The following is a 15,410-nucleotide window of genomic DNA, read 5'->3' on the forward strand; positions in this document are numbered from 1 at the left end:
AGATTAAATGAAAAGGAATCTGAACCAGAGTCGAGGTATTCCAAATACGATGCGAATGAAGAGGGCTGCAGGTTTTACCCTGATTGAAGTCATGGTGGTGATTGTGATTCTGGGAGTGCTGGCAGCACTGATTGTACCGAATGTGATGGGGCGGGGTGAAAAAGCCAAGGTCGATACCACCGTCATCAAACTGCAAAGTATTGCAGGTGCACTGGATCAATATAAGCTCGATAATGGTAAATATCCAAGTATGCAGGACGGGGGGCTGGATGCTCTGGTGAATCAGCCGGCAACTGCAAAAAACTGGCTACCGGGCGGTTATGTTAAAGGGGGCTATCCAAAAGACAGTTGGGAAAATGAACTGCAATATGTGATGCCGGGAACCGAGGGCCGTGCTTTTGATCTGTACTCATTTGGGGCAGATGGTCAGGCCGGTGGGGATGGAACGGATAGCGATATTTATTATCAGCCTTAATCGAGAATCATTATAAATTCTCACTGAATGGAATATATCACTTCACTTTATCGCTTATTTTTGTATTCAGTGAAGTGATAATAGGTATTAATTATAAAATATAATATAAGCTTTTGAAAATTATATAAATTAAATAATAGAAACGATATGCGAGTTATAATAAGAATTATTCCCATGTTTATCTATTACAATTCTCGTAAGATATGAATAAAGCTACACTTTCTATTTATTTGAAAAAGCTCATAATGCTCTGAAAGGCACCTGACTCGCCAACGGAGAAACATATGAAAGCATTTATCTTGAAAGATGAAATCAACCAATTTCACTGGTTGATGCTGAAATCTGTTCTTCTGGTTTTAAGCATGTTGCCGGTCAGTCAGGGAATCGTTCATTTATGGCAGAACACCGAAGGTAGCAGCCAGATTATGGTGGCTTTCTTTGCCATCAGTGTGATGAGCAGTTTAATGGCTCTCTGTTTCTGGTCAGCATTAAATGCGAGTGTTATTCGCATTCAGGCCGAGCAAAGCTCAGCATTTGAACAGGCAGTAGTTTACATTTATCGTCATGTACCGATGCTCACTCTGGCCAGTATGATCTCTTATTTGGCGACTCAACTCTAAATACTGAAATGAAAAAACCGGGACTATAGGTCCCGGTTTTTTGTTTTCTCATTTCAATTACCGTCTCGACTTGAAGCTGACATCTACCTTACGCGGACGGAAACGCCAGCCGACTAGCAATAGCAGAGCTGAGAAGATCATGACAGGCCAATCGCTGAGTTTCGTATACAGGGTTTGGCCCTGCATGGCTGGAAGTTCACCCCGTAATATGGCTTCCTGATCCATCGGGGCTTTTTTCACAATATGCCCCTTGTGATCAATAAACGCGGTTACCCCGGTATTGGTGGCGCGAATAAACCAGCGGCCATTTTCTTTGGCCCGCATTTGTACCATCTGTAAATGCTGCAATGGGCCTGCTGTGCCGGTAAACCAGGCATCATTTGAAACAGTGACCAGAAAATCGCTCTGGCTGGCATTACGACGGGTTAAATTGGGATAAGCCACTTCATAACAGATAGCCGAACCCAGATGCTGATTTTTCACATTCAGCGGCTGCTGGTTATCAGCACCACGTGAGAAACCACTCATAGACGGGTCATTTTGCAGGCCAGGCAAAACCCAGCTTAACCAGCCGGAGAGGGGGATATATTCACCAAACGGCACCAGACGCTGTTTCTTATAAAGCCCGCTAGACTCGTCACCTGTGGCCATAATACTGTTATAGTATTTTGGATAGCCTGCTGTCTTGGACTCTTCCAGATCCCAGTACGGGATTCCAGTAATCCATGCTGTACCTGACTTTTCTGCCTGTACTTTCATGGACTCTAAAAATTCCTGAATATCGGTCTGGAACATGGGAATTGAGGACTCAGGCCAGACAATCAGGTCACGTCCCCATTCGGTTTTGCTCAGATTGGCATAGATCAGCAGGGTTTTAACCTGGTATTCGGTTAACCATTTCAGATCCTGAGGAATATTGCCTTGAATCAGGGAAACCGTTAAAGGCTTCTGATTTTTTTGCTCGACAAAGCTCAATTGTGCTGCGCCCCATGCACCCAATAACAAGATGGCTGAAGGAATAGCCCAGAAAAAGCGTTTGTTTAGAATTTCGACCAGCGCACATGCCAGAACGATGACCACAAACGACACCCCGAATACCCCAAATAATGGCGCATAGGCATCCAGATAACGCTCGGTAAAGGCATAGCCGACAAAGAGCCACGGAAAACCGGTAAATACCCAGGTTTTTGCCCATTCAAAAAGTACCCACAATGGGGCAAACGTGAGCGGGGTTTCCGGGAAAAAACGGCGATAAACAAAGGTCTGAACCGCTGTAAATAAACCCATGACCATGGCCATGATCAGGATCATGACTAGACTCATAACCGCGCTGGTATCACCATAGACATGGATAGAGGTATATAGCCAGAACGCTCCCACAAACCAGAGGCCGATTCCATAAGCCCAGCCGATACCGAATGCTTGTTTGGCACTACGTCCGCGTACACAGGCATAGAGCAGTGCCGGTGACAAAATGGCCAGCCACCAGTAATGATAAGGTGCCAATGCTAAGCTGAATATGGCTCCTGCAAACAGGGCAATCAATAATGGATAAATCAGAGGTAATGGTTTTTGTGGCGATGAAGTATGCACTAACTTGTCAAAAGACGCTCTCATTGGCGTACTGCTCGAATCAGATGAATAGAACGGGAATCTGCTGCAAGAATGGTAAATTGCCAGTTATCCAGTTCAATCACCTGACCTTCCAGATCACTTACCAGACCAATTTCCTGTAGCAATAATCCGCCCATGGTTTCCACTTCATCATCTGAGAACTGGGTATCCAGCATCGTATTAAAATACTCGATCGGGGTCAGAGCCTGAACAATCCAGGTGTTGGCGGTCGCTGGATCTTGATCTGGTACGATATATTGTGATTCTTCATCCGCATTGTCATGCTCATCTTCAATTTCGCCGACAATTTCTTCCAGAATATCTTCTAGGGTCACCAGACCAGAGGTGGTGCCATATTCGTCGATGACGATGGCAATATGAGTCTGGGTATTTTTCAGCATGCGCAGAAGCTGATCCGAACGCGCACTTTCTGGTACAAACAGCGGCTGGCGCATCAACGCACGGATATCCACTTTTGCAGATGGCTCGGTCAAAAACGGCAATAAATCCTTGGCCAGCAGAATACCCACCACATTATCCGGCTGATCCGATGAAAAGACCGGGAAACGTGAGTGTGCGGACTCCACCAGAACATGCAGAATATCCAGCAACTCATCATCTTCTTGCAAGCTGATCATGGATGTTCTCGGCGTCATGACCTCGCGAACTTTGGTTGCAGGCAGATCAAGAACGCCTTCAAGCATGGCAACAGTATCGGGTTCTAAAAATCGACGTGAATCTTGTACTAGTTTTAGCAGTTCGTCGCGAGTTTCGGGTGCAGTTCCCAGCCATTTACGTAAGCCGCGCATACCCCACGACGGGCCTGATTCCTCGTGCATGATCTTTCCTAAAGACTCTTAATATCTAAAAAAACGTGATTTTATCATACCGCAGAAAATACACTTGTCTATTGTAATTGTGCTGTAAAATCCTGATCAGATGGGTCAACAAGTATTTCACTGTCCGACTAAAACCGGATGCTGCAATGCCTGAGTCACTTTATGCTAAAATAGCCCGATTTTAAACTCCTGAGTCTGCCCATGTCTGAAGCTGAAATGACGCCTAGTTTGCAATTAAATACCCGAGGTCTGCGCTGTCCCGAGCCGGTAATGATGCTGCATCAGGCGATCCGTAAATCCAAAGCCGGTGATGTGATTGAAGTTTTTGCAACGGATAATTCAACGTCTTGGGATATTCCAAAGTTCTGTATGCATCTGGGGCATGAATTGTTGTTGCAGGAAGAGCGTTTAGATGAAAATGGCAATAAAGAATTTCATTATCTGGTGAAGAAAGGCTAATTGGGTTTAGGCAGATGAACTTGATCATTTGCCTTTTCTATTTAAGTACATACAGGTTCTACGGCTGTGTAAACCCTCTGCATTTAAAATAGAAAACCTGCTTGAACTAAAACAAGAAGAATTAAATAAAAATTTTTTACTTTCAAGCTCAACTCATAAGGAAAGCAAATAAACAGGTCAGATAAAACAGGCTAGGCTTAATCAATTAAATTCATTATAATGCCGAAAAAATAGTCATAAAAATTAAAAATGATAAGAATTTCTATTGCTCAGGTACTTAAACAATTGGGTTTAAGTGCGCAGAAACGTGCTTTACATGTTCAATTTTCTCATCCGCAACTCAATACAGAAGTTTTCCTGCAACGCATTGATGGTCAGCATGTTCTGAATCGGGGCGTGAAGGTTGAGCTCATCTGTCTATCTACCAATGCCTTGATTCCGCTAAAAAAGTTTATAGGCACACAGGTCGCCGTCGATCAGGTGATAGATCAGGGGCAACTGTTTCGCAGTTCCGGGATTATCACCCAGGCTGCTCAGGGGCAGAGTGATGGAGCCTTAACACTTTATAAACTGACTCTAGAAGATGCAACCTCGCTCTGGCATAAACGCCGTAATAGCCGCGTATTTATGGACAAAAATGTCCGTGAGATTACTGAAGTTATCTTTAAAGAATGGCAGAGTAAAAGTCCACTATTTGCCGCGGCACTTAAGCTAGATTTATCCGGTTTACAGCAGACTTATGATGTGCGTCCTTTTAGCATGCAGTCGAATGAAACCGACTATGATTTTTTAACCCGTTTATGGCGCAGTGAAGGGATTAACTGGCTGATTGATGAGTCTGAGCTGATGGTCGTGCATTCTTCTGCACCGATTGCAGCGCAAAAGCTCAGACTGATTGATGACAATCGCCACTATCAGGCATTACGTCGCCGGGCAGTCCGTTTTCATCGTTCCAGTGCGACAGAGCAGGTAGACAGCATTACCAGCTTTATTGCCGAACGGCAGTTACAGCCAACCGCTGTCCATATCCAGCGCTGGCATGCCGATCGCCTGAGTCAGGAAGAAGGCGCCGGTTCAGTACAAAGCAAGCATCAGCATAGCCAGATGCAGAACAATGCCAGTCTGGGACTGGAACAAGCCTGGCATATTAGTCCAGCATGGGTGACCGACCTTCAGCAGGAAGATCAGGCCACCCCAGCCTCAGCTGCACAAATCGAGAAGGTCAACCAGAACTTACAACATTTTTATGCTGCACAGGCCAAGCAATTTCTAGCGACATCGACGGTACGCGATGCTCAGGTCGGTTACTGGTTCAGACTCGATCAGCATCCTGAAATTGACCAGCATGAGGCGGCAGATAAAGAATTTTTAATCATCTCCAAGCACTTCTATAACCAGAATAATTTGCCGAAAGACCTGAATGCACAGGTCAGTGCGTTAATCCAGCAAAGCCACTGGCAGGTGACAGCAGTTAAGGATGCTGATGAGCGGCAGGCCAATCAGTTAGTCTTGCAACGTCGCAATATTCCCGTCGTGCCTGAATATCAACCTATATTGCATCGACCCCAGGCCTATCTGCAGCGGGCAAAAGTCGTCGGGCCAGCAGGGGAGGAAATTCATGTCGATAAATGGGGGCGAATCAAAATCCGTTTTCTATTTACCCGTTCGGATGACCATGCCCATGACAGTGGCGCAGGTAGTAATGACAGCGATACCGATTCAGCCTGGGTGGATGTTCTGACCCCGTGGGCAGGTGAAGGTTATGGGGTCCGTTTTTTACCACGCATTGGTGAAATTGTGGTGATTGACTTTTTTGATGGCAATATTGACCGGCCTTTTGTAGTAGGCCGAATTCATGAAGGTCAACGTTCAGCGACCAGATTTGATCAGAAAGGACAGCTACCAGAGACTAAAAAACTCAGTGGTATTCGTTCACAAGAAGTGCAGGGGCAAGGTTTTAACCAGCTACGTTTTGACGATACCACCGGGCAGATCAGCGCACAGTTGCAGAGCAGTCATGCAGCCAGTCAGCTCAATCTGGGCAACTTGAGTCATCCGAAACAACAGGCTGAAAGTGAAGGACGGGGTGAAGGCTTTGAATTGCGTACTGACCAATGGGGCGCAATTCGTGCCGGTGAAGGTTTATTGATCTCGACTCATAAACAGCAAGCTGCAGATGGCTCACATATGAATGCTGAACCGGCAAAAAACCAGCTGGAATCAGGTCTGCAGGCGAGTCAAGCTCTAAGTGAGGTGGCTAAAAATCAGCAAACTGATCCGCTTGAAATCTTTGAGAATTTAAAAAGCTTTATTGAGCAAATTGAACAAAAGGATCAAGACAAAGCAGCTGCCTTTAAACAGGCGATTATGATTCTGTCAGCCCCACAATCCATTGCGCTGAGTGCCCAGCAGGATATTCATTTATCTGCAGATGGTCAGATCAGCCATCAGGCAGCAGACAGTATTAACCTGAGTTCGCAGAAAAAGATTATTGGCCATGCCGCTTCAAAAATAAGTTTATTTGCCGCTCAAGAAGGTGTAAGAGCGTATGCGGCAAAAGGTAAAGTTGAACTACAGGCGCAGAATAATGAGATGGACATTATTGCGCGTAAAGGCGTCAAAATTATCTCTACTGAAGATCAGATCGAAATTACTGCAGCCAAAAAGATTGTACTAACCGCGGGCGGGTCACAGATTGAAATCAGTAGTGCGGGAATTTTGTCAACAACGGGTGGCAAGTTTGAGGTAAAGGCGGGGCAGCATTTATTCGTTAATGGAAGTCAGGTAAATACTTCCTTGCCAGCTTTACCTAGCTTTAAAAATCAGAACTGGATTGCTTTAGAGCATTTGGATGCTGATAATCAGCCATTTTCTAGCGTAGATTATAAAATATTTTTTGAAGGTAATCAAATCATTGAAGGTCAACTCGATGATCAGGGTAAAGCTCATCATAATAATGTACCTGAAAAGGCGATTAGAGTGGAATATGAGCAGGCTGAGATAATAGATAAACCTTGGGATACTTATGATCTGGTATTAGATCGACTCGATAAAATAGAAGAATAAGTGATAAAAATGGCAGATTTTTTACCTTCGAGACAAGAATTATTAAATGCAATGGCAGCTATAGCTGCTCCTGTGAATAAAGCAATAAAAAAGGGACAAGAAACTTTAACTGATATTGCAGACTGGCTTTGGGTTGTGATTCAAGGGGATTTTGCTGAAGAGCAGAGTACTGCTCAGATTGTTACCGGTACTGTGATCTCTATGATTCCATTTGTAGATCAGATCTGTGATATACGTGACTTATGTGCAAATGCTAAAAAAATTAAAGACGATTTAAATAACCCATGGGCATGGATCGGGCTGATATTAACCCTTATTGGATTATTTCCTGTACTAGGTTCCTTATTTAAGGGCATATTTAAAGTACTTTTGGCTCCTATACGTAGATTTATGATGAGACCAGGAGCAAAATTAGTACAGTTAACTGGCACTAATATTTATAAGTTAGCTGAACCATCTATTGAAAGTGGGATTACTGAATTAAATAAATTTTTAGCACGTCCCGCAGTAAAAAAAGCTTTAAAAGATGCCAAGATTACCAATATTTATAAAGCAACAGCTGAAAAACTTAGAGAAATTAAAACTAAATTAACCAAACAAGCATTGCTTGAAGTATTTGATAAATTAATTGGATATTTAAGGCAAACAGTTAACTTTATTGATAAATACGGTAGCCAAATTATTGGACAGAAAGCTCGAAAAATGTTACAGGATGTATTGGATGTGCGTCAAGTTGCTAACCAAAAATTGGGTGAGTTTTTAAAACCTGTTCAAGATTTTTTAGAAAAGTTAGCTGCTCGAATAGATAAAGAAGCAGACCATGCGTATAAAGCAAAAACTAATATTAAAAATTTAACCCAATTTAGAAGAGTATCAGACGATGAAGAGTTAGATGCTTTTAGACAAAGGAAACCTAATTGGGTGCATAAAAAAATTAAAGGTGAAGAATTACCTTTTGAGCCTGCAAGCCAAGACCCTAAAACAGCAAATACTCCTTTGCATCCCAGCTTAGGAGATACCCAGTTAGCCTTAAAAAGCGGCTATTCTCATCCTCTCCAAGGAAAATATAATACTTTTGCTGAAGATATGATTGAAGCTGAAGTTTTTAAAGAAGGCGATGTACTAGTACGTGTAGTCGCACCTGGGAGTTTGGATAATAGTATCTGTTGGATGAGAAAATCTGAGTTTGATAAATTGAAAAGCCGTGAGGAATGGAGAGATAAGTTTGCAGTTTGGGCAAGCTGGAATAGTAATGGGGAATATCTTGAGTATACTGTTCCAAAAGGTCAGAAACTGTATGGTTGGGAAGGTCCAGCAGCCTCTCAACAGCGAGGTGAGTTTTATTTAAAAGGTGGGGGAATACAAATAGTCTTGGATCCTAAAAATTTGATCCCTTCCGGCTTAAGTAAACGTAAATTAACTGGATGGGGGTATGGTACAGATACAATAATTGGTGATTTTTCAATTGTAGGTGTGCCAGCTTTAGAAACACGATTAGGAGATTATACTTTGGCTCCTCGTTCGGAAAATAAATCAAAATAATATATAAATTCTAGGTTTTTAATATGAATAATAGCGTCCATCCTAAAGAAGTCTATTTATTGGAAGAATTTAGTTCTTTAGATTTTTTTGAAATAATGAGAAATAATTATCATAATTTTTTAACAGGATTAGAGGGATTATTTGAGCTTTATATTCATAATTTGCCTTATGACCTGAGAACCTTACCTTTTTCAGAGCAGGCAGATATTAATTGGGGAGAAACAGTATTGCCAAATCTAAGAAATACGATGGATCGTATTGATATTGCTTATACAAAAATTAAATCAGGCGATTTTACATATCTTGATTGTGCGGCAGAAATTCGATCAAATGATAAAGGTCTTAGTGAGTTTTCTTTCTATTGGATGAATAATTTACCTCATAACAAAGTTAAACAATGTTGGGATTATTACTTAATTTCGAAAAAATATGCTTTAATTATTGAAAAAACATATCCAACATATTGGGATAAAGGGTTTCTTAATAATGAGTTTCCAAAGGCAGAAATATTTAATGGAATAAATATAAAGTTGCCAGGTTCTTATCCTATTTATCGTTTAGATCCAAGAAATATAGTTAGATCTAAAGAAAAAATAAATAAAACAGGGGTTTATGTATGCAATGAACATGATAATAAATTGATATTCCTGGCAAGTAGTAAAGAAGATGATAATGGTTTTGCGCCTAGATATGCATGTAGAAATAAGGAAACTAGAGAAAAATTATATTTTGAAACCTCTTGGACTTTAATAGAAAGAATTTCAGATCAAGGGGGTACAGTAGAGTCTATTGTTATAGAAAATTTAAAAGCTTTAGCAGGCCAAAAATGTCCGAAAACAGGCTATTGGTGGAGTCCCGCAAATCAGTCTAATTCACGGTATTTTACAGAGGGAGATATTTTCCCTAAATTAGAAAGTGATTGGGGCGAAACAATTTGGTATTTAGAAGCAACAAATAAAGATTTAATTGGCTAAAATAAAACAATCGTAACTTGTTTAAATCTAAAAATATTTAGGTATTTAAAATATCCTATTAAAATAAACCCGCTTTTGAGCGGGTTTATTTTAATTCATATCAAATTACATATTTTGATATGAGAAGCACTGCTTCGCAAGAATTACCCTAACATTACATATTCGGATAATTCGGACCACCGCCACCTTCCGGTGTTACCCAGGTGATATTCTGGGATGGATCTTTAATGTCACAGGTCTTGCAGTGTACACAGTTGGCTGCATTAATCTGGAAGCGTTTTGAACCATCATCATTTTCCATAATTTCATACACACCCGCCGGGCAGTAGCGTTGAGCTGGCTCATCCCATTTCGGCAGGTTCACTTCTACCGGAATTGAAGCATCGGTCAGCTTTAAATGCGCAGGCTGGTTTTCTTCATGCACGGTATTCGATACAAACACTGAAGACAGACGGTCAAACGTCAGCTTGCCATCCGGTTTTGGATAGTTCGGCTTGAAGTTCACTGCATCAACAGTTTTCAACGTCTTAAAGTCTGGCACCAGGTCATGTAAAGTGAAGGGTACTTTAAACACGTTCTGGTCGATAAAGTTAAAGGCGCCCCCCATCCATTGACCGAACTTGTGCATTGCCGGGCCAAAGTTACGCGCATTGTAGAGTTCTTCTTTCAGCCAGCTGTTGTTGAACTTCTCGATATAGGCAGTCAGCTCTTTGATGAAGAAATCTTCACCTTCGCTCACACGGGCAACTGCAAGATCACCACCTTTTTCTACACCGGCCTGGATTGCTTCAAATACCGCTTCACCGCAAAGCATGCCAGATTTCATTGCCGTATGTGAGCCTTTGATCTTGGCAAAGTTCAGGAAACCTGCATCATCACCGATTAAAGAGCCACCCGGGAAAGTGAATTTAGGCAGCGAGTTAAAACCACCCTTGGTCACAGCTCGTGCACCATAAGAAATCCGCTTGCCACCTTCCAGATACTGTTTGATTAAAGGATGGGTTTTCCAGCGCTGCATTTCCATAAATGGATACATGTGCGGATTGGTATAGGACAGATCCACGATCATGCCCAAAGTTACCTGATTGTTTTCAGCATGGTATAACCACCAGCCGCCTGAAGAACCGGTTTCATTTAAAGGCCAGCCGGCCCCGTGCATCACCAGACCTGGCTTATGTTTGGCCGGATCAATTTCCCAGAGTTCTTTAATCCCGATCCCGTAGTGCTGTGGATCAGCATCTTTATCCAGATTGAATTTTTGAATCAGGCGTTTACCTAAATGGCCACGGCAGCCTTCAGCAAAGATGGTGTATTTGGCATGCAGCTCATAGCCCGGGGTGAAGTTATGCGTCGGTTCGCCATCTTTGCCAATGCCCATATCACCGGTTTGAATACCTTTCACCGTACCATCTTCATGGTAGAGAATTTCAGCAGCTGCAAAGCCCGGGAAAATGGAGACTTCCAGCTCTTCGGCTTTCTGGCCTAACCAGCGCACCACGTTGCCGAGGGAAATGACATAGTTGCCATCATTATGCATGGTTTTTGGCACCATCCAGTGCGGAGCCTGTTTGGAGGTGGTTTCAGACAGCAGGAAGAACGTCTTGTCTTCAGTGACGGGCACATGAAGAGGCGCTCCCTGTTCTTTCCAGTCAGGGAAGAGTTCATTGATGGCACGAGGTTCGATAATTGCACCGGACAGGATGTGGGCACCGACTTCGGAGCCTTTCTCTACGACACAAACGGACAGATCGTTCAAGTTGTTTTCAATTGCAAGTTGACGGATTTTAATTGCCGCAGAAAGACCCGCAGGGCCTGCACCTACGATGACTACGTCAAACTCCATCGATTCACGTTCGATGTGTTCCATGTAGGACTCCTCATATGTCTATTCGGTGGCAACCATAATCAGCTGATTGGGTGCTGCCATGAGTGTTCTGAATTCCTAGACACAAAAATGCTAGTGTCTTTCATAATCTGGGCTAGTATAGTTTTAAACCCAGTTTTAGCCAATTGGCTGAAACATATTATTTTTCCGTCATTAAGGTCTTCTTTTATGGATAAGCCAATGCCAAACACGAATCCGACGAAAAAATTAACTGATCGTGATGATAAAAACTTAATGGACATCGCACAATACTTAAAAGATGCACAGGGCAGTCACAAAAGGTCAATCCCCCCTCTGGAGCAGTGGCAGCCAAAGCATTGTGGCGCAATGGATCTCAAGGTTTTGGCCAACGGCGAATGGTGGCACGAAGGTCAATTGATCAAGCGTCAGCCGATGATTGACCTGTTTGCAACGGTGCTCTGGAAAGAAAACGATAAATTCTATCTAAAAACGCCGGTGGAAATGATTGAAATTGCAGTAGAGGACGAGCCTTTATTTGTCAATCAGGTCGATCAGGTCGAGATTGAAGGCAAAACCTATCTGCAGTTGAGCACCACGACCCAGGACCTGATAATTGTGGATCAAGCGCACCCGGTATTCATGCGGGAATATCAGGGCGAACTGCGTCCTTATGTGCATGTCCGTTTTGGAATCAATGCCCTGATCCAGCGTGCTGCCTTTTTACATCTGGTGGAAATGGGAGAGCTCAGTGAAAATGCTGCCGGTGAAACCGTTTTAAGCTTAAAAAGTGGTGATTTAGACTTGCATTTGAGTACCTGAGGTTTAAGCTTTGCTTCAGGTATTTTGACACATCAATCCATTATCCCTTATGAGCGCCATTCAACCAGTTTCTTCAGTTCTTCATCCCATGCCCGAAGCGAGTGCAGATGCACCGATTGGTATTTTTGATTCGGGTGTTGGCGGCTTGTCAGTCGCTGTAGAAATCGCCCGTTATCTACCGAATGAGCGTTTTATTTATTATGCCGATACTGCACATGTGCCTTATGGAGCACGGGATGATCAGGAAATTCGCAACCTGACTGCCAAGGCTGTGGACTGGCTGTATCGTCAGGGCTGTAAAGTTGTAGTGGTGGCCTGTAATACGGCATCGGCTTTCAGTCTGGATTATTTACGTGATTACTATGGGGAAAACTTTCCGATAATTGGTTTAGTGCCTGCTTTGAAACCTGCTGTGCTCAATACCCGCTCCAAAACTGTTGCTGTTCTGGCCACGCCTGCCACATTTCGCGGTCAACTGATTAAAGAAGTTATAACCCGGTTTGCCGAGCCTGCGCAGGTTCGTGTCCTGCCAGTAACCAGTCTGAAGCTGGTTCCTTTTGTAGAAGCAGGAGAGCAGCGAAGTGCGGCCTGTCTGGAAACTTTAAAACAGATTTTACAGCCTGTTGTCGATCAAGGCGCCGATTATTTAGTCTTAGGATGTACACATTACCCCTTCCTAAAACCCTCAATTCAGTATATTTTTGGTCATAAGCTGACACTAATTGACTCAGGATTGGCAGTAGCGAGACAAACCGCCCGTATTTTGATTAAAAATGGGTTACTATTTGAGCATGGTGATCAGCAAAACTTGAAAATTAGACTGGTTGTGAGTGGGCAGAATGCTGACCAGCTCCAACCTGTTTTACAGCGCCTGATTCCGGCTGACCTCAGCTGGCAACTTAGCAATATGGATACTTGATTCCAACCGGCGCAGTAAAAATTATTTCTATAAATTTGGAAAAGTATTTTTTAATACTGGGGGAGTCATAGGCTGCAAATGCGAAAGCTTTTTTGTGCCTATGCGGTAGAAGAGGATAACCCATGCTCGATAAACGCTATCAGGTATTCATTTCCACTTCTGGGGCAGACATGCGGCCAGAGCGGATTATTTTGTCTCAAACACTGGTGGGTATGGGGTTCTTTTCCTGGGGACTGGAACAGCGTACTCCGCTCAATACGGCATTTGCACGCCGCCAGATTGATGACTGTGATTATGTCGTGATCCTGCTGGGCAGCCAATATGGGGAGCAATCGGTTTCCGGTGTGGGCTATATGCACTTGGAATATATTTATGCGGTCGCGAAACAGAAGCCTATAATTGTCTTTATGCATGAGGACCCGGACTCACGTGATCCTGATCTGCATGATAGCAAGCCGGAATTAAAAGAAAAATTTAAGGAATTTCGTCAGTTACTCCAAAATGAAGCAGATCAGGTGTTTAGGTATCGCAGCCTGCGTGATCTGGAAATGGCGGTACGTCTGAACATGTCACAAATTCTGGAGCATTATCCGGTAGCGGGCTGGGTGCGTCCGCAAAATACCCAAGCCTTGCATGATGAAATTGACCAGTTGAAGACCAGACTGGCGCAACTGGAGCAGGAAATGGGAACACGCGAGATTGATCCATTTCTGAGCCTGCCTAAAGTCTCCATGCATGAGCTACTTTCTTTTGAATATCGTATGCATGCCTATCAGGATGGCAACTTTAAAGAATTGAAGGTCCAGAAGAAATTGACCTGGGCACAATTACTGCAGATCTTGGGCTCGACTTTTATCAATCCGACGCCTGAAGAATTTTTTTCCAAACGCATGAATGAATATTTAAATGAAACCGGACTGGAAGATGCCCACGCAGAAATGCCGCGTGCACATGCGGTGGCTCGCGCCCAAATCAATATCCGTGCGCTGCATAGCATAAAAATGCAAATGCGCCAGAATGACTGGATTATTCCTTCGGGTCGTGATGATCGCCAGCGTCTGCTTTGGCAGGTGACCCCAAAAGCACGTAAACTTCTGGACAGTCAGTTATTGGGTAAAGATCGTACTTTTCCATATAAGTCAGCCTACTAATCTATATAGAGAATAAGGCAAAAGCTGTTAAAGTAAGCGGGTTGATACCATGACGGATGCACTGAATGTTTTCTACAGCCAAACCTAAAGTCTCGATTATATTGGCAAATTTAGGCACGCCAGATGAACCGACCGTGCCAGCGGTACGCCGTTTCCTGAAACAGTTTTTGTCTGATCAGCGCGTGATTGAAATTCCCAAACCAATTTGGCAAATCATTTTGCGTTTATTCATTCTGCCTTTTCGTCCCAAGCGTGTTTCTCATGCTTATGCGCAGGTCTGGCAGCAGGATTCTCCCATGCGTGAGATTCTGTTGCAGCAGGTCGAGGCTGTAAAAGCCCAGCTGGCCGCGCGTTACCCACAGTTTGAGCTGAATGTGGTACCAGCCATGACTTATGGCAATCCAAATATTCAAGATGTGCTCCATCAGTTATCGGCCCAGCCCCAAGACCATATTATTCTGTTTCCCTTATTTCCCCAGTATTCGGCGACATCGACTGCGCCATTGTATGATGCGATAGCGAACTGGATTCCCAAACAGCGTAATCTGCCAGGTATCTCGATGATTCGGGACTATTATCAACACCCACTTTTTATTCGCTCTTTAGCGCAAAGTGTGCGGGATTATCAGGCAGTACATGGACAAGCAGAAAAGTTATTGATGTCTTTTCATGGTATTCCACAGCCTTATGCAGATAAAGGCGATCCCTATGCCGATCGTTGCCGGATTACCGGTCATCTGGTTGCGCAGGAACTGGGCTTGACTGAAGATCAATATGCGATCAGCTTTCAGTCGCGTTTTGGCAAGCAGGAATGGGTCAAGCCCTATACCGATGTACTGATTGAAGAGTGGGCCAGACAAGGGGTGAAATCCGTGCAGGTCATGAGTCCGGCTTTTTCAGCAGATTGTCTGGAAACCCTGGAAGAACTGGCCATCCAGAACGCCGAGCTGTTTAGCTCGCTAGGTGGTGGGCAGTATAGCTATATTCCAGCGCTGAATAATCGTGAAGATCATTTGCAATTGCTCAATACATTGTTAGAAGCTAATCTTGAGGCGTTGACTCAAACTCTCGCCCATTAAAATATCT

Annotated in this window: 13 protein-coding genes; 10 read left to right on the forward strand and 3 right to left on the reverse strand. The window is 43.5% G+C overall.

Translation table 11 applies throughout. The features are described from left to right. Positions 1-7 precede the first annotated feature (7 nt). The gene (gene gspG / locus E5Y90_RS01415; RefSeq protein WP_373688391.1) at positions 8-475 is read left to right on the forward strand and encodes a type II secretion system major pseudopilin GspG; all 468 of its coding nucleotides are present in this window, start codon (positions 8-10) and stop codon (positions 473-475) included. Between the two features lie 284 nt (positions 476-759). Beyond that, the gene (locus E5Y90_RS01420) at positions 760-1,095 is read left to right on the forward strand and encodes a hypothetical protein (RefSeq protein WP_174659192.1); all 336 of its coding nucleotides are present in this window, start codon (positions 760-762) and stop codon (positions 1,093-1,095) included. A 57-nt stretch (positions 1,096-1,152) separates the two neighbouring features. On the opposite strand, the gene lnt is transcribed toward E5Y90_RS01420, so the two are convergent. Beyond that, positions 1,153-2,712, reverse strand: coding sequence for an apolipoprotein N-acyltransferase (lnt, locus tag E5Y90_RS01425; protein WP_174659193.1), 1,560 nt, complete (start codon positions 2,710-2,712; stop codon positions 1,153-1,155). Further along, the gene (locus E5Y90_RS01430; protein ID WP_151204796.1) at positions 2,709-3,548 is read right to left on the reverse strand and encodes an HlyC/CorC family transporter; all 840 of its coding nucleotides are present in this window, start codon (positions 3,546-3,548) and stop codon (positions 2,709-2,711) included. The genes lnt and E5Y90_RS01430 overlap by 4 nt, the downstream gene beginning before the upstream one ends. Positions 3,549-3,749: 201 nt before the next feature. Between E5Y90_RS01430 and tusA the strand changes: the two genes are divergently transcribed. The 4 genes from tusA (at position 3,750) to E5Y90_RS01450 (ending at position 9,589) form a co-directional block, all read left to right on the forward strand. Then, entirely contained in the window at positions 3,750-4,007 is a 258-nt protein-coding gene (gene tusA, locus E5Y90_RS01435; protein ID WP_151204795.1) for a sulfurtransferase TusA, read from the forward strand. Positions 4,008-4,256: 249 nt separating this feature from the next. Then, the gene (locus E5Y90_RS01440) at positions 4,257-7,073 is read left to right on the forward strand and encodes a type VI secretion system Vgr family protein (RefSeq protein WP_174659194.1); all 2,817 of its coding nucleotides are present in this window, start codon (positions 4,257-4,259) and stop codon (positions 7,071-7,073) included. Between the two features lie 9 nt (positions 7,074-7,082). Beyond that, a complete protein-coding gene (locus E5Y90_RS01445; RefSeq protein WP_174659195.1) occupies positions 7,083-8,615 on the forward strand; it encodes a hypothetical protein in 1,533 nt (510 codons plus the stop codon). 23 nt (positions 8,616-8,638) lie between these two features. Beyond that, on the forward strand, positions 8,639-9,589 hold the full coding sequence (locus tag E5Y90_RS01450; RefSeq protein WP_174659196.1) for a hypothetical protein: 951 nt from the start codon (positions 8,639-8,641) through the stop codon (positions 9,587-9,589). Positions 9,590-9,743: 154 nt separating this feature from the next. On the opposite strand, the gene E5Y90_RS01455 is transcribed toward E5Y90_RS01450, so the two are convergent. Beyond that, positions 9,744-11,456, reverse strand: a complete 1,713-nt coding sequence (locus tag E5Y90_RS01455; RefSeq protein WP_174659197.1) for an electron transfer flavoprotein-ubiquinone oxidoreductase — start codon at positions 11,454-11,456, stop codon at positions 9,744-9,746. 186 nt (positions 11,457-11,642) lie between these two features. Here E5Y90_RS01455 and E5Y90_RS01460 point away from each other — a divergent pair, with 186 nt between their 5' ends. The 4 genes from E5Y90_RS01460 to hemH all read left to right on the forward strand — a co-directional run bounded on the left by E5Y90_RS01460 (position 11,643) and on the right by hemH (position 15,403). After that, positions 11,643-12,254: a DUF1285 domain-containing protein gene (locus E5Y90_RS01460; RefSeq protein WP_174659198.1), complete on the forward strand. Its 612-nt coding sequence runs from the start codon at positions 11,643-11,645 to the stop codon at positions 12,252-12,254. A 49-nt stretch (positions 12,255-12,303) separates the two neighbouring features. Next, on the forward strand, positions 12,304-13,173 hold the full coding sequence (gene murI / locus E5Y90_RS01465; RefSeq protein WP_174659199.1) for a glutamate racemase: 870 nt from the start codon (positions 12,304-12,306) through the stop codon (positions 13,171-13,173). A 122-nt stretch (positions 13,174-13,295) separates the two neighbouring features. Further along, complete coding sequence (locus tag E5Y90_RS01470) at positions 13,296-14,324, forward strand: DUF4062 domain-containing protein (protein WP_174659200.1); 1,029 nt, start codon at positions 13,296-13,298, stop codon at positions 14,322-14,324. Between the two features lie 65 nt (positions 14,325-14,389). Further along, positions 14,390-15,403, forward strand: coding sequence for a ferrochelatase (gene hemH / locus E5Y90_RS01475; protein ID WP_174659201.1), 1,014 nt, complete (start codon positions 14,390-14,392; stop codon positions 15,401-15,403). Positions 15,404-15,410: the final 7 nt, after the last annotated feature.

Source organism: Acinetobacter sp. 10FS3-1 (assembly GCF_013343215.1).
Lineage (GTDB): Bacteria > Pseudomonadota > Gammaproteobacteria > Pseudomonadales > Moraxellaceae > Acinetobacter > Acinetobacter lwoffii_C.

Coding starts and splice junctions, on each gene's coding strand:
- gspG (WP_373688391.1), top strand. CDS start 8: ATGAAAAGGAATCTGAACCAGAGTCGAGGTATTCCAAATACGATGCGA.
- E5Y90_RS01420 (WP_174659192.1), top strand. CDS start 760: ATGAAAGCATTTATCTTGAAAGATGAAATCAACCAATTTCACTGGTTG.
- lnt (WP_174659193.1), bottom strand. CDS start 2,712: ATGAGAGCGTCTTTTGACAAGTTAGTGCATACTTCATCGCCACAAAAA.
- E5Y90_RS01430 (WP_151204796.1), bottom strand. CDS start 3,548: ATGCACGAGGAATCAGGCCCGTCGTGGGGTATGCGCGGCTTACGTAAA.
- tusA (WP_151204795.1), top strand. CDS start 3,750: ATGTCTGAAGCTGAAATGACGCCTAGTTTGCAATTAAATACCCGAGGT.
- E5Y90_RS01440 (WP_174659194.1), top strand. CDS start 4,257: ATGATAAGAATTTCTATTGCTCAGGTACTTAAACAATTGGGTTTAAGT.
- E5Y90_RS01445 (WP_174659195.1), top strand. CDS start 7,083: ATGGCAGATTTTTTACCTTCGAGACAAGAATTATTAAATGCAATGGCA.
- E5Y90_RS01450 (WP_174659196.1), top strand. CDS start 8,639: ATGAATAATAGCGTCCATCCTAAAGAAGTCTATTTATTGGAAGAATTT.
- E5Y90_RS01455 (WP_174659197.1), bottom strand. CDS start 11,456: ATGGAACACATCGAACGTGAATCGATGGAGTTTGACGTAGTCATCGTA.
- E5Y90_RS01460 (WP_174659198.1), top strand. CDS start 11,643: ATGGATAAGCCAATGCCAAACACGAATCCGACGAAAAAATTAACTGAT.
- murI (WP_174659199.1), top strand. CDS start 12,304: ATGAGCGCCATTCAACCAGTTTCTTCAGTTCTTCATCCCATGCCCGAA.
- E5Y90_RS01470 (WP_174659200.1), top strand. CDS start 13,296: ATGCTCGATAAACGCTATCAGGTATTCATTTCCACTTCTGGGGCAGAC.
- hemH (WP_174659201.1), top strand. CDS start 14,390: ATGTTTTCTACAGCCAAACCTAAAGTCTCGATTATATTGGCAAATTTA.